Raw genomic sequence first — 21,018 nt, 5'->3', positions numbered from 1 at the left:
CCGCCTCAAATTTCCTCGTACAACGGCAGCGTCAGGAAGTCGGTGAACTGTTCCGACGTCGACATCTGCTCGAAGATCTGCGCGGCGCGTTCGTAGGGCTTCGTGTCGCCGCCCACCGCCTGCTTCACCTTGTCGAGCTCCTCAGCCGACAGCTCACGCACCAGTTCGACCGTCACCTTGCGGCCGTCGTCGAGCTTGCCCTTCGGCGAGCGAATCCATTGCCATACCTGCGAGCGCGAGATTTCCGCGGTGGCGGCGTCTTCCATCAGATTGTGAATCGGCACGCAGCCATTGCCCGCGAGCCACGAGCCCAGGTAGTGAATGCCGACATTGATGTTGTTGCGCAGACCGCCTTCGGTGATCGGCGCTTCGGGACGGAAGTCCATCAGGTCGGTCGCCGTGACGAGCACGTCGTCGCGTTGCTTGCCGATCTGATTGGGCTTGTCGCCGAGCACCTTGACGAATTCCTCCATCGCGATCGGCACGAGACCCGGATGCGCGACCCAGCCGCCGTCGTAACCGTCGCCGGCGTCGCGCGCCTTGTCGGAGCGCACGCCGGCCATGGCCTTGTCGTTCGCCGCCGGATCGTTCTTGATCGGGATCAGCGCGCTCATGCCGCCGATGGCCGGCGCATTGCGGCGATGGCAGGTCTTCAGCAACAGCAGCGCATACGCACGCATGAACGGCGCGGTCATCGTGATCCGCGAGCGGTCGGCGAGGCAGAAGTCCTTGTCGCTTCTGAACTTCTTGATCGCCGAGAAGATGTAGTCCCAGCGCCCGGCGTTCAGCCCCGAGCTATGCTCGCGCAATTCGTACAGGATCTCGTCCATTTCGAACGCGGCGAGGATCGTTTCGATCAGCACGGTCGCGCGGATCGTGCCGCGCGGCACGCCGACCGCTTCCTGCGCCGCGACGAAGATGTCGTTCCACAGACGCGCTTCCAGATGGCTTTCCATCTTCGGCAGATAGAAGTAGGGGCCCGAGCCGCGCGCGATCAGTTCCTTCGCGTTGTGCACCATGAACAGCGCGAAATCGAAGATGCCGCCCGACACGCGCTTGCCGTCCACCTTCACGTGCTTCTCGTCCAGATGCCAGCCGCGCGGACGCACGATCAACGTGGCGACCTTGTCGTTCAGCCTGTATGACTTGCCGTTCTGTTCGAGCGAGATCGTGCGGCGCACCGCGTCCCGCAGATTGATGTGACCGGTGATCTGGTTATCCCAGCTCGGCGCATTCGAATCCTCGAAATCGGTCATGTATGAATCGGCGCCGGAGTTCAGCGCGTTGATGATCATCTTGCGCTCCACCGGCCCGGTGATTTCCACGCGCCGGCATTGCAGGTCTTGCGGCAGCGGCGCGATGGTCCAGTCGCCGTCGCGCACGCTTCGGGTTTCGGCGAGGAAGTCGGGACGCTCGCCGGCGTCGAGCCGCTTGGTGCGCTCCGCGCGCGCCTGCAACAACTGCTGGCGGCGCGGTTCGAACGTGCGATGCAGCGCGGCGACGAGTTCGAGCGCCTCGCGCGTGAGAATCGCTTCATAGCCCGGCTTGATTTCAGCCGTGATTTCCATGCCCTGGGGCAGCGACAACGATGACAGCGGATTCGCCATGATTTCTCCTTGGTCGGTCAGATTGCAAAAATGCGGATGTTCAGATGCGGTTGCGTGCGTTTGAAATGCGGGTGTCGTGGGTCCGGGTGGCGCTCGTCATGCGCCAGGGCCGTGGCGCGTGCGGTTGCCGCCGGGGTTGCCACTGCCGCTCGTGCGAGCGGGCGGCGCGAGCGTCGCCAGAAAAGCGAGCAGATCGTTCATGCCCGCGCCGACGCCATGCGGCGCGACGCCCAACTCCTCTGCGGGCGCGTTCTGGCGGTTGAGCCAGAAAGCGGTGAAGCCGAACCACGCCGCGCCCGCCACGTCCCACCCGTTCGACGATACGAAGACGATCTCGCGCGGCTGCGCGCCGAACGCTTGCGTGGCAAGGCCATAAGCGGCGGGCGAGGGTTTGTAGGCGCGCACGGCGTCGACGGAAAGAACGTGATCGAACAAGCCCGTCATGCCGGCGCTCTTCAACGCGATGTCGAGCATTTGCGGGTTGCCGTTCGAAAGGATCGCGAGCCCGGCGCGTGAGCCGGCTTGCGCGCCCGGGGTCGGCGGCGATACGGAGGCCGAAGCCGCGTCGCGCAACTGACGCAACGCGGGCATTGCATCGGGGAAGGCGGACAGGCACGCGTATTCGTCCATCAGGCGCTTTTCGGCCGCGCGCCCCAGCGTGAGCTGAAGCTTGCGCGCGGAAAAGCGCAACGCATCGAGCGTGATGTCCCAGAACGGCCGGTAGTGCGCACCGGGTGCATCGGCCGGAGCGGCCAGCGTGCGCAACTGCGTGTATTCGATCTGTTTTTGTCGCCACAGCTGCGAAAGCGCGTCGCCGTGGCCGGGGAATAGTTGTTCCGCGGCGGCGATCACCGAATGCACGTCGAAAAGCGTGCCGTAGGCGTCGAAAATCACTGCTTTAGGGGAGAGTGTCGTTGTGGCCGACATTGCCGTGCACTCTTGTCAGAGGTCGAGACGGATTGTATTAGTGATGCTCCGCGCTAAGAAAGAGGCTGAATATCACTTGATCTTTTACTTTCACCCACCTAATCTCACGCGCATCGACCACTTTCCACACTGCTGCACCCAGCCCTCATGGACCGTTTCAAGCAGATCGAGACTTTCGCCGCCGTCGCGGCCAAGGGCAGCCTCTCCGCCGCGGCATCCGCCGAAGGCGTCGCGCCGGCGATCATCGGCCGCCGCATCGACGCGCTCGAAGAGCGCCTCGGCGTCAAATTGCTGGTGCGCACCACGCGCAAGATCACGCTGACCTTCGAAGGCTCCGCCTTTCTCGAAGACTGCCAGCGCATCATTCACGATATGCAGAACGCCGAGGCGAGCGTGTCGGCGGGCGGGGTGAAGGCGAGCGGCCATTTGCGGCTGTCGGCGCCGGCCGGGTTCGGGCGCAAGCACGTGGCGCCGCTGGTGCCGGCTTTCACCGTCGCGCATCCCGACGTCTCGATCACGCTCGATCTCTCCGACCGGCTGGTGGATCTCGTCAACGAGGGTTTCGATTGCGCGGTGCGTCTGGGCGAATTGCCGGATTCGTCGCTGGTGTCGCTCAAGTTGGGTGAAAACCGCCGCGTCTGCGTGGCTTCGCCGTTGTATCTGAGCCGGCGCGGCGCGCCGCACACACTGGCCGATCTCGCGCATCACAACTGTCTCGCGCTCGGCGCGAGCGCCAATCAGCAGCGCGGCTGGATGTTCCAGCAGGGCGACAAGGTGGTGTCGATCAAGGTGTCCGGCACGATGGAATGCTCGGACGGCGCGGTGCTGCACGACTGGTGCCTCGAAGGCCATGGGCTCGCGTGGCGTTCGTGGTGGGAGGTCGGCACCGACATCGCTGCCGGGCGCCTCGTGAGCGTGCTCGACGAATTCGCCGCACCGCCGATCGGCATCCACGCGGTGTTTCCGCAGCGTCGCCATCTGCCGCTGCGGGTCAGGCTGTTTCTGGATTTTCTCAAGCATACATACGGCCATCCCGATTACTGGGGCTGACGCCGGGCGGCGTGTCGCGCGCCTCGCATACCCGCGCAGGGGTTTCCGATATGCGAACAGACCCTGAACCCAACGCGTGTGTGCGTTTCCGCGCACTACAATCGATTGAAGCGGTTCGTCTGCCGCGCTTCGTTTGGCGCTGACGCCGCGCTGCGCGCAGCCGGCGACGGAGGGCATCATGTTCAGGCACATCCTGGTTCCGACCGATGGTTCCGACCTGTCACGCAAGGCGATCGACGGCGCGATCGATCTCGCGCAGGCGGTCGGCGCGCGTATCACGGCCTACGCGTGTCTGCCGCAATATCCGTACTCGCCTTTCGCCGATGTGGTGGTCGAGCCGCCGTCCGAGTTCCTGCAGCGCAGCGAGCGCGAAGCGCAGGCGCATTTGCGCGAGGTGGAACTGGCGGCGCGGCGGGTCGGCGTCGCGTTCGACAGCCGCACCAGCGTGCACCCGGCGCCGTACCTCGGCATCATCGAGGCGGCCGAGCAGGGCCGCTGCGACGTGATTTTCATGGCGTCGCACGGGCGTCGCGGACTCGGCAGTCTGCTGATCGGCAGCGAAACACAGCGGGTGCTTACGCATACCAAGATTCCGGTGATCGTGTATCGCTGAATGGCTTGGGCAAGGTCCGCTTTCCGCGTCCTGAAGGAAACGCGCCGGCCGTCCAGGCCGGCGCGCCCCTGGTCGCCGCACGATGCGCCGTGCCGGCTTGGTCTCCGCTCTTCCCAACGTTCCCAGATTTCAGTCACAAGGCGCGATCCGTTCACGCCTCGTGGCTTTTTCTCCCTGACGGCGGCCCTCTGACGGGGCCGCTTTTTCGTCTTTGCCTTGCCGTTGCCGCGATCAGACGCGGTGTCCGATCACGCGACTTTCTTGTCGAAGAACTGCTCGTCTTCGGTCGAGCCGTGCAGCGCGGTGGTCGAGGCATCGCGTTCGACCGTTTGCGTGACCGCGTCGAAGTAGCCGGTGCCGACTTCGCGCTGATGCTTGACCGCGGTGAAGCCCTTTTCGGCCGCGGCGAATTCGGCCTGCTGCATTTCGACGAACGCGGTCATCTGGTTGCGGGCATAGCCGTGCGCGAGGTTGAACATCGAGTAATTCAGCGCGTGGAAGCCGGCCAGCGTGATGAACTGGAACTTGTAGCCCATCGCGCCGAGCTCGCGCTGGAATTTGGCGATGGTGGCGTCGTCGAGATTCTTCTTCCAGTTGAACGACGGCGAGCAGTTGTACGACAGGAGCTGGTCCGGAAACTCCTTGTGGATCGCGTCGGCGAATTTCTTCGCGAATTCGAGGTCGGGCTTGCCGGTTTCGCACCAGATCATGTCGGCAAACGGCGCGTAGGCGAGGCCACGCGAAATCGCCTGATCGAGACCCGGCTTGGTGCGATAGAAACCTTCGACCGTGCGCTCGCCGGTCAGGAACGGCTTGTCGTTTTCATCGACGTCCGAGGTGATCAGATCGGCGGCTTCCGCGTCGGTGCGCGCGAGCAGCACGGTCGGCACGCCCGAGACGTCGGCGGCGAGACGCGCGGCAGTCAGCTTGGCGATGTTCTCGCGGGTCGGCACGAGCACCTTGCCGCCCATGTGGCCGCACTTCTTGACCGACGCGAGCTGGTCCTCGAAGTGCACGCCCGCGGCGCCCGCTTCGATCATCGCCTTCATCAGTTCGAAGGCGTTGAGCACGCCGCCGAAACCGGCTTCAGCGTCGGCCACGATCGGCGCGAAGTAGTCGATGTAGCCTTCGTCGCCCGGATTCTTGCCTTCCGACCACTGGATCTGGTCGGCGCGCGTCAAGGTATTGTTGATGCGCTTCACGACGAGCGGCACCGAGTTCGCCGGATACAGCGACTGGTCCGGGTACATTTCGCCGGCGACGTTCGCGTCGCCCGCCACTTGCCAGCCCGACAGATAAATTGCCTTCAGGCCCGCCTTGACCTGCTGCATCGCCTGGTTGCCGGTCAGCGCGCCGAGCGAGTTCACGAACGGCTCGTTATTGACGCTTTCCCACAGCTTTTCCGCGCCGCGCTTGGCAAGCGTGTGCTCCACTTGAACCGAACCGCGCAGGCGGACCACGTCTTCGGCGGTGTAGGTGCGCTTGACGCCCTTCCAGCGCGGATCGGTGGCCCATTGCTGTTGAAGTTGCCTGGCTTGTTCTTCACGGGACATGGTGTGCTCCTTGGTTGCCTGTAATGGATGGGTGACTCTGTCTTCTCGAAGCGGCTGGCCGGAGGCGGGGACTTTCCGGCGTTTCGTTTCGTGAAGTCTTATATAAGAGTCTAGGCAAACCGCTGGTCGCGCGACAGTCGCGGTGAAGTGTTTTTGGAATATTTGTTTATGTTTAAAATCAACGGCTTGCACGAATCTTTCCGCATTAAGAAACGTCTTTTTCCATCTTGCAATAGCCTGTCTTGTGCTTTGCAGCACGATTTTTTACGACGCAAAAAAATTTTCCACATCGTGAAATATGGGCGCCCACCCAAACGCGGACGAAAAAAAACCGGCGCCTGAGCACCGGTTTCTTTTGACTCCTCGGAAGGCGCGGGGCCGTCCGGGTTTTTTCATGCTGACTTTCGTGCTGCTTTCCGCACGAGCCATGCAATGGCCGGTTGCCCGAAGGCGCCCGGCCTCATGCCGTTAGCTGCCGCGACGCGCCGTGCGCGGGCCGTCGCTGCGGCGTGCGCCGAAGCCGCCGTCACGCGAACCGCCGTAGCCTTCACGCGAACCGCCGCCAGCCGACTTGCCGGCCCAGCCGCCGCCGTTGCCGCTACCGCTGCGTGCACCGCCGCCGTTGCCGGCCGGCTTGCCCGCGCCGCTGCCGCTACCGAAGCGACGGCCGCCGCCGTTGCCGCCGCCCGGACGGCCGCGGCCGCCAAAGCCAGGACGACCCGTGCCCGACGGAGCCGACTTGCGCGGCTCGAAACCCTCGACGACGTTGACCGCCAGCGGAGTGCGCACGAAGCGCTCGATGCGCTTCAACGCGCCCTGTTCCGCGTGATGCACGAGGCTCACCGCGATACCCGAGCGGCCCGCACGGCCGGTACGGCCGATACGGTGCACGTAGTCTTCAGCGAACTTCGGCAGATCGTAGTTGAACACGTGCGTGATGCCCGGAATGTCGATGCCGCGAGCGGCGACGTCCGTTGCCACCAGCACGCGCACCCGGCGCTCGCGCAGTGCGCGGATCGTGCGGTTGCGTGCGCCTTGCGGCAGGTCGCCGTGCAGCGCGGCCGATTCGAAACCGGCGTCGGCCAGGCGGCCGGCCAACTGGTCGGCGTCCATCTTGGTTGCCGTGAAGACGATAGCCTGATCGAGGCCGGCGTCGCGCAGCAGATGGTCCAGCAGGCGATCCTTGTGATCGCGGTCATCCACGTAGTGGACGGTTTGCGCGATGTTGGTGCGCTGTTCGAGGCGCTGAACGATCTCGATACGCTCCGGATCTTTCAGCAGGCGGCCGGTCAGCGAGCCGATCTTGCCGTCGAGCGTGGCCGAGAACAACATGGTTTGACGCGTGGCCGGCGTGGCCGCGACGATCGTTTCGATGTCTTCGATGAAGCCCATGTCGAGCATGCGGTCGGCTTCGTCGAGCACGAGGATCTGCAGTTGCGACAGATCGATGCGACCGCGCTCCAGGTGGTCGATCAGACGGCCCGGCGTGGCGACCAGGATTTCCGGGTTCTTCGCCAGCAGCATCAGCTGTTGGCCGTAAGCGACGCCGCCCAGAATGCTGACGGTGCGCAGACGCTTGAGGTGCTTGCCGTACGTGGCGGCGGCGGTCGTGACCTGCATCGCCAGTTCGCGAGTCGGCGTCAGCACCAGCATGGTCGGACGGGCAACCGGTTGCGGACGGCGCGTGCGGGCGCCGTCAGCCGGACGCGGTTCGCGCGGCTGGCTGGCTTGCGCCTTTTGCAGTTGCGAGAAACGCTCGATGGCGGGCAGCATGAACGCGGCGGTCTTGCCCGAACCGGTCGGGCTCGAGACCATCAGGTCGCGGCCGGCGATAGCGGCCGGGATGGCGCGTTGCTGAACCGGCGTCGGGTTCTGATAGCCAGCGGCGGTCAGCGCGGAGACGACGTCCGCGGACAGACCGAGCGACGCGAACGTCGGGCCGGTGGGCTCAGCCGCGACAGCCGCGACGGCTTCCGGAGCGGCAGCAGCGGCTGCGGCTTGCACGGGTGCGTCGGCGAGACCGAGGGCTTGATCGGCGATGGCGTTCAACGGGCTGCTGGAGGTATTGCTCGAAGTCATGTGAATCCTTAAAACACAGGGAATTAAAACGTCGGCGCCAATCGGCATACCCAAGTCGTCGGATTCAGCGAGCAAAGAAGCAGCGAGCAAATCGAAAAACGGGGGCAGCTCGCAGCAATGAAGGCGAGCTTTTCGTTAGAAGCTGTATCGGATGCGACATGCCAACACGGCGTGCCGCCAGCCTGGGACATGATCGCCCGTAGGGGGCTAGGCAGGAGGGGACAGGTTCTAAACTGGATTGGAGCTAAACGCTACGAGGCGCTGCGCCGCAAGGGCCGCTAGGAGAAAGCCGGGCAAAGCAGTGAAGCGCAGGCGGCATTGTATCGACTTTTGTTGCACCGCGCCACTGTTAGGACGTTTCTTACTGAAAAAGTTTGCTCGGGCTGCTAGCGGGTTGCCGCCTGACGCCGATTGGCTGGCGAATCGGCCCGTCAGAGCGGGCTGATCACACGACGCCGTTATGTCGATGCGGCCGGCTTACGCCGATGCGCCGCTTTTGAGCGATTCGACGAGTTCCACGTATTGCTGCTTCGCGGCGTCCCGATCGGTGCCCTTGAGCGTCGCCCAGGCGTCGTACTTGTATTTGCCGACGATATCGGTAAAGCCCGGTTTGTCGCCGTGCACGTCGCCTTCGGTGGCCTGCTTGAAGAGTGCATAGAGACGCAGCAGAGTGAGATTGCCAGGACGCTCGGGCAGTTGCTTGACGTCTTCCTGGGCTTGAGTGAATTGCGCGTTGATGTCGGTCATTGTTGTTTTGCCTCCGGGCGGGTTGGGGTGGGTTGGGCTGACGATCATAACAACTGGATACCGCCGCGTGCCCGAGGGCGCACTCCAAACACCGGCCGATGCCAGGCGCGCGTGGGCGTCCCAAAACCGCATCCGCGTGCGCGGTGCCGATTACAATACCGTCCATGACTCAAACTGTGCTCCTCGCCCTCGATACCTCGACCGAATTCTGCTCGGTGGCGCTGTTATCGGCCGCGGCCGGCGCGCCGGGCCACTCGTCCGCGCAGCCTCATATCTGGTTGCGCCATGAGCAGACCGGCGCGGTCTCGAGCACGCGTCTGCTGCCCGCCATCCGCGAACTGTTCGACGAAGCGGGCCTTAAGTTGGCCGATTGCCACGCCATTGCGTTCGGCTCCGGTCCCGGCTCGTTCACGGGTTTGCGCACGGCGACCGGCGTCGCTCAAGGTCTCGCGTTCGGCCTGAACCTGCCGGTGGTGCCGATCAGCACGCTGCTGGCCTGCGCGGAGAGCGCCAGGCTGCGCGACCCGTCGGCCACGCGCGTGCTGGCCGCGCTCGACGCCCGCATGGACGAAATCTATTGGGCCGACTTCGCGTGGGACGACGCGCAAGGCGAATGGCGCACGCTTCAGGCGGCTTCGCTGGATGCGCCGGACCGGCTGGTCTTGCCCGACGTCCCCTTCACACTCGCGGGCAATGCCGCGGCGGCCTTCGGCGCGCGGCTACCCGCCGTTGCCGCCGCGCGAACCGTCGACGGCGAAGCACTGCCGCACGCCGTGCCTCTGGCGCACGCGGCGCTGCGCGCGTTGCGCGCCGGCCGCACGGTGCCTGCGGATCAGGCCGCGCCGGAATACGTGCGCGACAAGGTCGCGCAAACCACGGCGGAGCGCGTCGCCGATAAAGCGGCCAAGGCCGGGCAAGCCGCGAGGCTCGCGCACGAGGCGCGGCAGGGCGAGGCCGGGCAATGAGCGGCGTGTTGCTGGCGGACCGCTATATGTCGCCGATGACCGAGGGCGATCTCGACGAGGTCGCGGCCATCGAAAAGCTTGCTTATGAATTCCCCTGGAGCCGCGGTAATTTCGGCGATTCGCTGCGCAACGGCTATTTCGGCGTCTGTCTGCGGCACGTCACGGGTACGCTGATCGGCTATTGCGTATTGATGCCGGTGGTCGATGAAATGCATCTGCTCAACTTATGTGTGACGCCCGCCGCGCAGGGCGCCGGCGCCGGGCTCGCGCTGCTGCGCGAGGCGGTGCGCATCACGCGCGCCGAGAAACTCGAAGGCCTGCTGCTCGAAGTGCGACCGTCGAATCATCGGGCGATCCGGCTTTACGAACGTTTTGGCTTTGCGTCGATCGGCCGGCGCAAGAATTATTATCCGGCGCGGCATCGCAGCCGGGAGGACGCCATCGTGATGCGTTACTCGTTTGCCACGGAGGGCGCAGATGGCGCTGCATGAATCGGTACTGGAAGAGTTTGGGCTGACGCCGCTGTGGGTGCGGCGCGGAATGGCGGCGGCGCGGGAAGCGGTCGCCGAGGCCGGCGTCGAGCCGGATGCCGCGGCGTTAGCGGAGCACGGCGCGCGCGGTGACGATCAACGCTTCGCGGCGCGCGAGCCGGCTTCGGTTGGGCGCGAGCAGGGCGGCAGCCAGTCCGCTCGCACGGAGAGCGCCGAGCGGCCCGCGATGCGCGCGGGCGAAACCCGGCCCGTCGGCTCCGCGCAAGCGGAGGTCGAGCGGCGTGGGGCGAATCGTGCGGAGCCGTCGTCACAGTCGGGCGAACCGCGCGGTCGGTTCGACCGCGAGGCTTCGGCACGCACAAGCGAGTCGGCGCCGCCGACGCAGGCTGGCGGGCAGGCCGAGCGTCGCGCGCCGTTGGCGGAACCGCGTCAGCCGCAATCACCGCGGTCCGGCGCTGCCGAGCGGGCGCAATTCGACGCGCCGCCCGACGACGATTTCGCGTGGTTCGACGATCTGCCCACCGACGCGCACGTCGCCGCCGAAGCCCGCCATGAAACCCCCGAACCGCCCGCGATCCACACGCTCGACTGGGACTCGTTGAGCGAGCGCGTCGCCGGCTGTCAACGCTGCCGGCTGTGCGAGAAGCGCACGAACACGGTGTTCGGTGTCGGCGATCGCAACGCCGACTGGATGCTGATCGGCGAAGCGCCCGGTGAAAACGAAGACCGTCTCGGTGAGCCGTTCGTCGGCCAGGCCGGCAAGCTGCTCGACAACATGCTGCGATCGCTCACGCTCGCGCGCGACGCCAACGTCTATATCGCGAATGTGATCAAGTGCCGCCCGCCCGGCAACCGCAATCCCGAGCCGGACGAGGTCGCGCGTTGCGAGCCGTATCTGCAACGCCAGGTGGCGCTGGTCAAGCCGAAGCTGATCGTCGCGCTGGGCCGCTTTGCCGCGCAAAGTCTGCTGAAAACCGACGCGAGCATTTCGTCGCTGCGCGGCCGCGTGCACGAATACGAGGGCGTGCCGGTCATCGTCACCTATCACCCGGCGTATCTGCTGCGCAGCCTGCCCGACAAGGCGAAGGCGTGGGCCGACCTGTGCCTCGCGCGCGATACGTGGCGCGCGGCCGGCGGCGCGTCGTCGAACGTGGCGCAGTGATGGCCTCGGACGGGCCGACGGCGGCCCCCGCCGCCGCGCCCGGCGCTTATGCCGCGCTGCTGGATCCATTGCTCGCTTCGTTGCGTGATGCGGCGGTGCGCGATCTCGCGTGGCTGCTGCTGAGCGCCGATCTGTTGCGCGCGCAGCCGCCAGTGGGCGCGCTCGCGAATCCTTTCGAAACGCCGCTCGAAGCCGCCGCCACCGTCGACTGGCTGCGCGCGCTCGACGCCGCGCCAGAACCCTTGCATCGCGATCTCGCGGCGACGCGCGTCACGCGTCTGGGCCGCTACGCCGAACGTCTGCTCGCGTGGTTTTTGCAGCATGGACCGGCGGCGCGGCTGGTCGCGGCGAGTGTGCCGCTGCGGCGCGCGGGCGTCACGCTCGGCGAATGCGATTTCCTCGTGCAGACGCAACAGGGCGCGCGGCAGCATTGGGAACTGGCCGTGAAGTGCTATCTGCACGCCGGCGAAGGGCGCGCGCGCCTCGCGGATTACGTCGGCCCGAATCTGAAAGACCGCTTCGATCTGAAGCTGGCGCATGTGCTCAATCATCAGTTGCCGCTGAGCGCGCGCGAAGAGTTCGCGTCGGTCGGCCACGAAGGGCCGTGGGCGCCGCGCATGTTCATCAAAGGCTGGCTGTTTTACCGGCATGGCGAGACGCCGTCCGATCCCGTGGAGCTCGATCCGGCGCATGGACGCGGCTGGTGGGTGACACGCGGCGATTGGCCGGCTTTCGCGGCCGCGCATGGACAAAGCTGGCGTGTGTTGCCCCGGCTCGAATGGCTCGCGCCGCGGCATCACGAACGAGATGAGGCGCGGTCCGCGGGTGGTGCTTTCGTCGACGCCGAATCACTCGCGGCGCAAATCTCGCATCAGCCTGGACCGACGATGGTCGCCGCGTTTGTCTCCGACGGCACGGGCGCGTCGATCGAGCGCTCGCGTGGATTCATCGTGCCGGACGAGTGGCCGGAGCAGGCGCGGAACTACGCGCGGCAATAGCGATAGCGACAGCAACGGTAACGGCAACCGCGCAAGGCGCGCCATGTCGCCAGTCGCGTTACCACCACCGATAAAAATGATGCACCGGCCCGACGCCGCTGCCGACGTCGAGCTGATCGCTCGCCTGCAACGCGCCTGTCAGATACTGCTTGGCGTCGGCCACGGCGCTCGCCAGGTCGCCGCGTTGCGGAATCAGCGCCGCGATCGCCGACGACAGCGTGCAGCCCGTGCCGTGCGTGTTCTTCACCGGCACGCGTGGGCCGCCAAGACGCAGCGAGCCGTGCTCCTCGATGAGCCAGTCGGGACTATCCGCCGCGCTCAGATGACCGCCCTTCATCAGCACCGCGCGCGCCCCGAGCGCGCGCAGCGCTTCGCCTTGCGCGACCATGCCGGCTTCGTCGGCCGCGGGCTGCACGCCGAGCAAGGCGGCGGCTTCCGGCAGATTGGGCGTGAGCAGGTCGGCGAGCGGCAGCAGTTCGTCGCGCACCACCGCGACCGCATCGGGCAGCAGCAGCGCGTGATTGCTCTTCGAGATCATCACCGTGTCCAGCACGATGTGCTTCGGCTTGTGCCGGCGCAGCGCATCGGCGACCACGCGCGCGATCGGCGCATTCGCGAGCATGCCGATCTTCACGGCGTCGATACGGATATCGTCGAACACCGCGTCGAGTTGCGCGGTAACGAACGCGGGGTCCGGCGCGTGAATCGCCGTGACGCCGCGCGTGTTCTGCGCGGTGAGCGCGGTGATCACGCTCGCGCCGTAGGCGCCGAGCGCAGAGAAGGTCTTCAGATCGGCCTGAATGCCGGCGCCGCCGCCGGAATCGGAACCGGCGATCGTCAGCACATTCGGAATCGGTTGAGTCATGGCAAGGCGGGAAGGTGGAGGGCGCGGACATGACGGGAGCGGGGCCCCCGCCGCGGGTCAATGCTTGACTTCGCCGATCAGCGCGACGGAGTCGAACGCGCGCTGATTCGCCTGGTGACGGCGCATCACGACCCACATCATCAGGCAGACGAAGGTGCCGAACAGCACGATCACCGCCGCGACCGGCACGTCGAGCCACACCAGCACCGCGTACAGGCACAGCATGACGAGCACCGAGAGATTTTCGTTGAAGTTCTGCACGGCGATGGAGTGACCCGCCGACAACAGCACATGGCCGCGATGCTGCAGCAGCGCATTCATCGGCACGACAAAAAAGCCCGAGAGGCCGCCGACGATCATCAGGAAGATGTACGCGACAATCAGGTAGCCCGGCACGTGCACGCGGCCGAAATACAGCCCCCAATGCGCGGGGAACAGATCGCGCGTATAGAACGCCATCAGCATCACGGCGGCGCCCATGATGATGCCGACCGGCAGCACCGAGAGCGACTTCTTCAACGGCACGCGCGAGGCCGCGAAGATCGCGCCGGCCGCCACGCCGACGGCGACCACCGCCTGCAGGACCGCCGCTTCCGAGAGCGACATGTTGAGCGACACTTCGGCCCACTTCAGCACGATGAATTGCAGCGTTGCGCCCGCGCCCCAGAACAGCGTCGTCACGGCGAGCGAAATCTGGCCGAGCTTGTCACGCCACAGCACGACGAAACAGTCGGCGAAATCGGTGACCAGTTTGATCGGGCCGCGTTCCTGTTTCGGATAACGCGCGCCGGTGTCGGGAATGCGCAGATTGAACAGCGCGGCGATCACGTAGATTCCCATGATGATCAGCATGGCCGCTTCGGCTGGCGTGTTGACGGTGGGAATGTGGTGCCTGAGGATCGGTGCTGCAATGTGCGGGCTGATCAGCGCGCCGCCGAGCACGGTGCCGAGAATGATCGAGCCGACCGTGGTGCCTTCGATCCAGCCGTTCGCGGCGACCAGCCGGTCAGGCGGCAGCAGTTCGGTGAGAATGCCGTACTTGGCCGGCGAATAGGCCGCCGCGCCAAAGCCGACGATGCCATACGCGAGCAGCGGATGCGCGCCCGCCAGCATCGTGAGGCAACCGACCACCTTGATGGTGTTGGTGATGAACATCACGTGCCCTTTGGGACGCGAGTCGGCGAAGGCGCCCACGAAAGCGGCAAGAACGACGTACGACAGCACGAAGAACAGCTTGAGCAGCGGCGTCATCCAGTTCGGAGCGTGGAGATCTTTCAGCAGTGCGATAGCGGCGATCAGAAGCGCATTGTCGGCCAGCGACGAGAAAAACTGCGCGGCCATGATGGTGTAAAAACCTTTTTTCATCTGATGCGATGCTGTCCTCGCTGCGGCCTGTCCGCCCCGGCCGCGTGCAAGGCGTCCGGGCTTATGCCGTTCGAAATGGGTTGTGCGCACGGCTTTATATCATGAAAATAGATGGATTCGGACTAGCAGAATCCTTGATCGCACCGCCCAGCGGCGGACTGGCATTGAAAACGCCCTGTAAGCCGCTGATTCGCAAGCGTCTTTACGAAAATATCCCATGCCGCGCCCCCTCTCAGCCACGATTCATACCTCCGCACTCGCCAATAACCTCGCCGTCGCCCGGCGCTACGCGCCAAAGTCGAAGATCTGGGCCGTCGTGAAGGCGAACGCTTACGGGCACGGCCTCGCGCGCGCTTTTCCGGGCCTGCGCGCAACCGACGGCTTCGGGTTGCTGGACCTCGAAGAAGCCGTGAAGTTGCGTGAATTAGGGTGGGCCGGCCCAATTTTATTGCTCGAAGGCTTTTTTCGTCCGACCGATATCGACGTGATCGACCGCTACAGCCTGACCACGGCGCTGCACTCGGACGAACAGTTGCGCATGCTTGAAATGGCGCGCCTCTCCAAGCCCGTCAACATCCAGTTGAAGATGAACAGCGGCATGAACCGCCTCGGCTACACGCCGGAAAAATTCCGCGCCGCATGGGAGCGCGCGCGCGCCTGCCAGGGCGTCGGCCAGATCACGTTGATGACCCACTTCGCGGACGCCGACGGCGAACGCGGCGTCGCGCATCAGATGGACGCCTTCGAGCGCGGCGCGCAAGGCATCGCCGGCGCGCGCAGCCTCGCCAATTCGGCGGCCACGCTGTGGCATCCCGAAACGCACTTCGACTGGGTGCGTCCGGGCATCATTCTGTACGGCGCGTCGCCCTCGGGCGTGACGGCCGCGATCGCGGGCACCGGGCTGCAGCCGGCCATGACGCTCAGTTCGGAATTGATCGCCGTGCAAACCATCGGCGAAGGCCAGACGGTCGGCTACGGCTCCTTGTTCAAGGCGCGCGCGCCGATGCGCATCGGCGTGGTGGCCTGCGGCTACGCGGACGGCTATCCGCGCATCGCCCCGGAAGGCACGCCGGTGATCGTCGACGGCGTGCGCACGCGGGTCGTCGGGCGCGTCTCGATGGACATGCTCACGGTCGACCTGACGCCGATCCCGACCGCCAACGTCGGCTCGCGCGTCGAGTTGTGGGGCGCCTCGCTGCCGATCGACGACGTCGCGCAGGCATGCGGCACGATCGGCTACGAGCTGATGTGCGCGGTGGCGCCGCGCGTGCAGGTGCGCGCCGAGTAGGCGGTTTCTTCCGGTAGCGCGTGCGGCGTTTGCACACCGACGGGCGAGCCGCCAATGGCGGTCCGCGTATATCGGCTCGGTGGCCGCATGGGTTGCCGACCAATCACTCGCCGAACTCTCCTCACCGAGCCCACCCTCCCAAGAACAGCAATACAGGCAATCGCGCGTGGCTAAACCGAAGACGTTGTACATCTGCAGTGAATGCGGCGGGCAATCGCCGAAATGGGCCGGTCAATGCCCGTCATGCAATGCATGGAACACGCTGGTGGAATCGGTCGCGGAAACGCCGTCCACCCACCGCTTCCAGTCGCTCGCGAAGAGCGCGCCCGTGCGGCGTCTCGCCGACATCGAGGCGTCCGACGTGCCGCGCTTTTCCACTGGCGTGAGCGAATTCGACCGCGTGCTGGGCGGCGGCCTGGTGCCGGGCGGCGTGGTGTTGATCGGCGGCGATCCGGGCATCGGCAAATCGACGCTGCTGCTCCAATCGCTCGCGGAAATCGCTGCGCACAAACGCGCGCTGTATATCAGCGGCGAGGAATCGGCCGCGCAGATCGCGTTGCGCGCGCAGCGGCTTTCGTTGCTGGAGCCCGGCTCGAAGGCGAGCGAGCTGCAACTGCTCGCGGAAATCCAGCTCGAAAAAATCCAGGCGACGATCGCCGAGCAACGGCCCGACGTCGCCGTGATCGATTCGATTCAGACCGTTTATTCCGATGCGCTGACTTCCGCGCCCGGCTCGGTCGCACAGGTTCGCGAATGCGCGGCGCAATTGACGCGGATCGCCAAGCAGACGGGCACCACGATCATCATGGTCGGCCACGTGACCAAGGAAGGCGCGCTCGCGGGGCCGCGCGTGCTCGAACATATCGTCGACACGGTGCTGTACTTCGAGGGCGACACGCATTCGTCGTACCGGCTGGTGCGCGCGATCAAGAACCGCTTCGGCGCGGTCAACGAACTGGGCGTGTTCGCGATGACCGAGCGCGGCCTGCGCGGCGTCGCCAATCCGTCGGCGCTGTTTCTGTCGCAGCATGAGCAGTCGGTGCCGGGTTCGTGCGTGCTGGTCACGCAGGAGGGCACGCGGCCGTTGCTGGTCGAGGTGCAGGCGCTGGTGGATTCGGCCAACGCGCCGAACCCGCGGCGGCTCGCGGTGGGCCTCGAGCAGAACCGGCTCGCAATGCTGCTGGCCGTGCTGCATCGGCACGCCGGCATTGCCTGTTTCGATCAGGATGTGTTCCTCAACGCGGTGGGCGGCGTGAAGATCAGCGAGCCCGCCGCCGACCTGGCCGTGCTGTTCTCGATTCATTCGTCGATGCGCAACAAACCGCTGCCCAAGGGACTCGTCGTATTCGGGGAAGTGGGGCTGGCCGGCGAGATCCGGCCGTCGCCGCGCGGTCAGGAGCGGCTGAAGGAAGCCGCCAAACTGGGCTTCTCCGTCGCGGTCATTCCGAAGGCCAATGCGCCGAAGCAGCCGATCGAAGGCTTACAGGTCGTTGCGGTCGAGCGTATCGAACAGGCTATCGACCGGGTTCGCACGCTCGAATAGACGGGGCTTGCGCGCCCGTGCGCGCTGGCGCGACCCGTAATGCGCGGTAAATATCTCCATATTGGTTGTAACCCATCGGACATTCCTTTTTCCTAAGCTGCGGGGATATTGCATCCCTTCTGATGCCCGAAAAAGGATCGCGCCTTGAAACAGTCATATGAAACCGTGGCCGAGCGGCCGATGCAGGTGCGCGGTTGCCGCGTCTCCGAGCCTATTCGCCAGCCTTGGGGCGGTGCTTGCCGGATCGTCGAATGGATCGATACGGCGGGGCAGATTTCGCGGGGCGTGGTCGCCGAGCACGCCACGGCCGCCGAGGTGCGAGCCACGATCAATCGTCACGTGGAAGGCCGCAAGCATCTGCTGTACGACGATGAAAAGACACCGCGTCAGACCTTGCCGCGGCAGACGCCGGCACGGCGCTGATGGTTCGGGGCAGCGGCGTTTGCCTGAACTGCGCGGTGGTAAGCGCTGCATGACTGCCGAGCCGGTCGACCTGGCTTTTGCCTCACGCCGGTCGAACGCTCCGTTCAACCGATAAACCGGTCGTCGGCTTCCGCTTCGTTTTCGCCGCCGCTCGCCGCCGCGAGAGCTTGCGGATCGAACAGCGGGTGCCGCGCGGCTTCCGCCGGCGTCAGCACCGGCGACACGCAGCAGCCGAGCGGCTCCAGCAACCGCACCCATTCCTCCAGCGCACGCTTGCCGATCATGTCGGCGAGTTCCTGCGTTAGCGCGGCGGCGTCCGGGCCGCCGATCGCCTGGCCGAGACTCCAGTGGCGCGTCGCCCATTCGGGCCGGTCGAGCGCCATGCACAGCGTTTCCCAGAACTTCAGTTCGAGCGCGCCGACCGCGAGCCAGCGGTTATCGAGCGTGCGGTACAGGTTGTAGCAGGGCACCCCGCCATTCAGCAGACCGCCGCCGGCTGCCGGCGCGGCGCCGTCATTGACGAGCCCGACTTGCGCGACGATGTTATGCGCATGCGTGACGTGCGCCATCGATACGTCGATGAAGCGGCCCGCGCCGCCGCGCGACACGTGCCATAACGCGGCGAGAATCTGCGTGACCGCGCTCAGCGCGCCGCCGAGCAGATCCGCGATCTGGAAATTCGGCAGGATCGGCGTGCCGTCGCGGCTCGCCAGTTGATCGAGCACGCCCGCATAGCCGATGTAGTTCAGGTCGTGGCCGGGATGGTCGACGAATGGGCCGCTCGTGCCATACCCGCTGATCGCGCAGTAGACGAGCCGGGGATTGGCCGCGCGCAGCGTTTCATAGCCGACGCCGAGGCGCTCCATCACGCCTGGCCGAAAACTCTCGATCAGCACGTCGGCTTCGGCGGCGAGCGCGCGCAACACGTTGCGTCCCGCCTCTGATTTGAGGTCGAGGCGCGTTTCGCGCTTGCCGCGATTCACCAGCCGGTAAAACGCGCCGGGCCGTCCGGCCACGCGGTCGCTCGACGACTGCATCATCGCGCGGGTGGGGTCGCCGGCGCCGGGCGCCTCGATCTTCAGCACGTCCGCGCCGAGTTCGGCAAGCCGCAACGCGGCGACCGGACCGGGCAGCAGGCGCGTCAGGTCGAGCACGCGCAAGCCTTGCAGCGCGGGCGGCACCGATGACGGCCCGGACGACACCCCGGATGATGTCGCAGATGACAAAGCCAACCTCCCGTCGATGCCGGTGCGGACCGCAAGCGGCGTGCCGCTAGCCGATCTGTTCGAGTTCCTCGTGAATCTCGAGCCATTCGGCTTCGAGCGTTTCGAGGCGTGCGTTCACGTCTGCCTGACGGCGGATTGCCTCCGTCAGCCTGCTTTTCTGCTCGGGCTCATAACTCGCCGGATCGACGACGAACACATCGAGCGCCGCCTTCTCCGCGTTGAGCGCGTCCATTTCCTTTTCGATCTTCGTGACGCGGCTTTGCAGCGGCTTTTTCAGGTGCGCGAGTTTTTGGCGCGTCTCCGCTTCGAGGCGCCGCTGTTCCTTGCGGTTCACGCCGCCGTCGGCGGCACTGTCCGCACCGTTCGCACCACTGGATGCGTTGCCCGCCTTGAGCGCCGCGCGCTGTTCGGCGGCATGTTGCAGCAGCCAGTCGCGGTAGTCGTCCAGATCGCCGTCGAATTCCTGCAGGCGGTGTTTCGCGACCAGCATGAACTGATCGGTGGTGGCGCGCAGCAAATGCCGGTCGTGCGACACGAGAATCAGCGTGCCTTCGAACTGCGCGAGCGCCATGGTGAGCGCGTGGCGCGTTTCGAGGTCGAGGTGATTGGTCGGCTCGTCGAGCAGCAGCAGGTTCGGCTTTTGCCAGATGATCAGCGCCAGCGCGAGGCGCGCTTTTTCGCCGCCGGAGAATGGCGCGATCTTCGAGGTCGCCATTTCGCCGGAAAAATTGAAGCTGCCGAGGAAGTCGCGCAATTCCTGTTCGCGCGTATCGGGCGCGAGGCGCGCGAGGTGCTGCAACGGCGTGTCGTCCGGGCGCAGCGTTTCGAGCTGATGCTGCGCGAAGTAGCCGATGCGCAGCCCCTTGCCTTCGCGCACCTGGCCGCCGAGCGCTTCGAGCGTGCCGGCGAGCGTCTTGATCAGCGTCGACTTGCCCTGGCCGTTCGCGCCGAGCAGGCCGATGCGCTGGCCGTTCTGGATCGACAGCATCACATGATCGACGATCGGAATCTCAATGCCGTCGCTACGATAGCCGCAGCGCACGTCTTCCATCACCATCATCGGATTGGGCGCCGAATCGGGCGTGCGGAATTCGAACGTGAACGGCGAGGACGCGTGCGCGGGCGCGATCAGCTCCATCTTTTCCAGCGCCTTCACGCGGCTTTGCGCCTGGCGCGCCTTGGTGGCCTGCGCCTTGAAGCGGTTGATGTAGCTCTGCAGATGCTCGACCGTGCGCTGCTGCTTTTCATACGCGCTCTGCTGCAAAGCGATCTGCTGCGCGCGCAGCACTTCGAATTGCGAGTAGTTGCCGCCATAGCGCCTGATCTGCTGTTTTTCCAGATGCAGCGTGACGTTGCAGACCGAATCGAGAAACTCGCGGTCGTGCGAGATCACGATCAGCGTGCCGGGATAGCGATGCAGCCAGTCTTCGAGCCAGATGATCGCGTCGAGATCCAGGTGATTGGTGGGTTCGTCGAGCAGCAGCAGGTCGGAACGGCACATCAGCGCCTGCGCCAGGTTCAGCCGCATGCGCCAGCCGCCCGAGAAGCTGCTGACCGGCTCGCGGGTCTGTTCGAGCGTGAAGCCGAGGCCGAGCAGCAAGGCTTCGGCGCGCGCGGGTGCGGTGTAGCCGTCGGCGTCCGCAAACGCGGCGTGCGCTTCGCCTTCGGCCGCGCCGTCGTGCGCGGCGGAGGCCTCGGCAATGCACGCTTCGATCGCGCGCAAGGCGGCGTCGCCGTCGAGCGTGTAGTCGAGCGCGGTTTTGTCTGCGGCGGGGGTTTCCTGCGCGACGTGCGCGATCTGCCAGGTGGGCGGGATCGAAAAATCGCCGCCGTCCGCATGCAGTTCGCCGAGCAGCACGGCAAACAGCGTCGACTTGCCCGCGCCGTTCGCTCCCACCAGGCCGGCTTTTTCGCCGGGGTTGAGCGTGAACGTGGTGTTGTCGAAGAGCGGCTTGGTGCCGCGCGCGAGGCTGAACTGGTTAAAGCGGATCACGAAGAGGCCGGCTGAAGAAAACCGCTATTTTAGACCGCCGGGGCCGGCGCCGGGCGCTCAAGCGGCATCGGCCATTCGGCCGACTGTATCGGCACGGCTTTTGGCATAGACTGACGGCTTTCA

At 65.7% G+C, this 21,018-nt stretch carries 18 protein-coding genes; 9 read left to right on the top strand and 9 right to left on the bottom strand.

What is annotated here, in order from left to right; translation table 11 throughout:
- Positions 1-5 precede the first annotated feature (5 nt).
- Both aceB and ACTJLC_RS11595 read right to left on the bottom strand, forming a co-directional pair.
- The gene (gene aceB, locus ACTJLC_RS11600) at positions 6-1,607 is read right to left on the bottom strand and encodes a malate synthase A (protein ID WP_310134665.1); all 1,602 of its coding nucleotides are present in this window, start codon (positions 1,605-1,607) and stop codon (positions 6-8) included.
- A gap of 96 nt (positions 1,608-1,703) precedes the next feature.
- Positions 1,704-2,534 (bottom strand): (S)-2-haloacid dehalogenase, encoded by an 831-nt coding sequence (locus tag ACTJLC_RS11595; protein ID WP_440844014.1) that lies wholly within the window; start codon positions 2,532-2,534, stop codon positions 1,704-1,706.
- Positions 2,535-2,681: 147 nt separating this feature from the next.
- Here ACTJLC_RS11595 and ACTJLC_RS11590 point away from each other — a divergent pair, with 147 nt between their 5' ends.
- Complete coding sequence (locus tag ACTJLC_RS11590; RefSeq protein WP_440844012.1) at positions 2,682-3,584, top strand: LysR family transcriptional regulator; 903 nt, start codon at positions 2,682-2,684, stop codon at positions 3,582-3,584.
- Between the two features lie 178 nt (positions 3,585-3,762).
- Positions 3,763-4,197, top strand: coding sequence for a universal stress protein (locus tag ACTJLC_RS11585; RefSeq protein WP_073428103.1), 435 nt, complete (start codon positions 3,763-3,765; stop codon positions 4,195-4,197).
- Positions 4,198-4,445: 248 nt separating this feature from the next.
- Here the strand turns inward: ACTJLC_RS11585 and aceA are convergent, their stop codons facing one another.
- From aceA to ACTJLC_RS11570, 3 genes are all read right to left on the bottom strand, one after another.
- Complete coding sequence (aceA, locus tag ACTJLC_RS11580) at positions 4,446-5,750, bottom strand: isocitrate lyase (protein ID WP_310124834.1); 1,305 nt, start codon at positions 5,748-5,750, stop codon at positions 4,446-4,448.
- A gap of 468 nt (positions 5,751-6,218) precedes the next feature.
- Positions 6,219-7,829 (bottom strand): DEAD/DEAH box helicase, encoded by a 1,611-nt coding sequence (locus ACTJLC_RS11575; RefSeq protein ID WP_073427955.1) that lies wholly within the window; start codon positions 7,827-7,829, stop codon positions 6,219-6,221.
- A gap of 477 nt (positions 7,830-8,306) precedes the next feature.
- Positions 8,307-8,576, bottom strand: a complete 270-nt coding sequence (locus ACTJLC_RS11570; protein ID WP_073427956.1) for an acyl-CoA-binding protein — start codon at positions 8,574-8,576, stop codon at positions 8,307-8,309.
- 164 nt (positions 8,577-8,740) lie between these two features.
- Here ACTJLC_RS11570 and tsaB point away from each other — a divergent pair, with 164 nt between their 5' ends.
- Genes tsaB through ACTJLC_RS11550 form a run of 4 tightly spaced genes read left to right on the top strand, consistent with a single transcriptional unit; the run spans position 8,741 to position 12,192 of the window.
- Positions 8,741-9,541: a tRNA (adenosine(37)-N6)-threonylcarbamoyltransferase complex dimerization subunit type 1 TsaB gene (gene tsaB / locus ACTJLC_RS11565; RefSeq protein ID WP_310134671.1), complete on the top strand. Its 801-nt coding sequence runs from the start codon at positions 8,741-8,743 to the stop codon at positions 9,539-9,541.
- A complete protein-coding gene (gene rimI / locus ACTJLC_RS11560; RefSeq protein WP_073427958.1) occupies positions 9,538-10,032 on the top strand; it encodes a ribosomal protein S18-alanine N-acetyltransferase in 495 nt (164 codons plus the stop codon). Before tsaB ends, rimI begins: the two co-directional genes overlap by 4 nt.
- Positions 10,019-11,194: a uracil-DNA glycosylase gene (locus ACTJLC_RS11555; protein WP_073427959.1), complete on the top strand. Its 1,176-nt coding sequence runs from the start codon at positions 10,019-10,021 to the stop codon at positions 11,192-11,194. Before rimI ends, ACTJLC_RS11555 begins: the two co-directional genes overlap by 14 nt.
- Entirely contained in the window at positions 11,194-12,192 is a 999-nt protein-coding gene (locus ACTJLC_RS11550; protein WP_073428104.1) for a DUF1853 family protein, read from the top strand. The genes ACTJLC_RS11555 and ACTJLC_RS11550 overlap by 1 nt, the downstream gene beginning before the upstream one ends.
- Before the next feature lie 58 nt (positions 12,193-12,250).
- On the opposite strand, the gene thiD is transcribed toward ACTJLC_RS11550, so the two are convergent.
- Positions 12,251-13,057 (bottom strand): bifunctional hydroxymethylpyrimidine kinase/phosphomethylpyrimidine kinase, encoded by an 807-nt coding sequence (thiD, locus tag ACTJLC_RS11545; protein ID WP_073427960.1) that lies wholly within the window; start codon positions 13,055-13,057, stop codon positions 12,251-12,253.
- Positions 13,058-13,114: 57 nt separating this feature from the next.
- Entirely contained in the window at positions 13,115-14,422 is a 1,308-nt protein-coding gene (gene lplT, locus ACTJLC_RS11540; protein WP_073427961.1) for a lysophospholipid transporter LplT, read from the bottom strand.
- Positions 14,423-14,639: 217 nt separating this feature from the next.
- On the opposite strand from lplT, the gene alr reads away from it, so the two are divergent.
- The 3 genes from alr (at position 14,640) to ACTJLC_RS11525 (ending at position 17,676) form a co-directional block, all read left to right on the top strand.
- Positions 14,640-15,710, top strand: a complete 1,071-nt coding sequence (gene alr, locus ACTJLC_RS11535; RefSeq protein ID WP_073427962.1) for an alanine racemase — start codon at positions 14,640-14,642, stop codon at positions 15,708-15,710.
- Between the two features lie 166 nt (positions 15,711-15,876).
- On the top strand, positions 15,877-17,253 hold the full coding sequence (gene radA / locus ACTJLC_RS11530) for a DNA repair protein RadA (protein ID WP_073427963.1): 1,377 nt from the start codon (positions 15,877-15,879) through the stop codon (positions 17,251-17,253).
- 144 nt (positions 17,254-17,397) lie between these two features.
- Positions 17,398-17,676, top strand: a complete 279-nt coding sequence (locus ACTJLC_RS11525; RefSeq protein WP_073427964.1) for a DUF2866 domain-containing protein — start codon at positions 17,398-17,400, stop codon at positions 17,674-17,676.
- 104 nt (positions 17,677-17,780) lie between these two features.
- On the opposite strand, the gene ACTJLC_RS11520 is transcribed toward ACTJLC_RS11525, so the two are convergent.
- Positions 17,781-18,845 carry a CaiB/BaiF CoA transferase family protein gene (locus tag ACTJLC_RS11520; protein ID WP_073428105.1) on the bottom strand — a complete coding sequence of 355 codons (1,065 nt, stop codon included), beginning with the start codon at positions 18,843-18,845 and terminating at the stop codon, positions 17,781-17,783.
- Positions 18,846-18,948: 103 nt separating this feature from the next.
- Entirely contained in the window at positions 18,949-20,895 is a 1,947-nt protein-coding gene (locus tag ACTJLC_RS11515; protein WP_073427965.1) for an ATP-binding cassette domain-containing protein, read from the bottom strand.
- Positions 20,896-21,018: the final 123 nt, after the last annotated feature.

Source organism: Paraburkholderia sp. 22099 (genome assembly GCF_052045835.1).
Classification (GTDB): Bacteria; Pseudomonadota; Gammaproteobacteria; order Burkholderiales; family Burkholderiaceae; genus Paraburkholderia; species Paraburkholderia terricola.
This window is presented reverse-complemented; position numbering and strand designations above follow the sequence as displayed.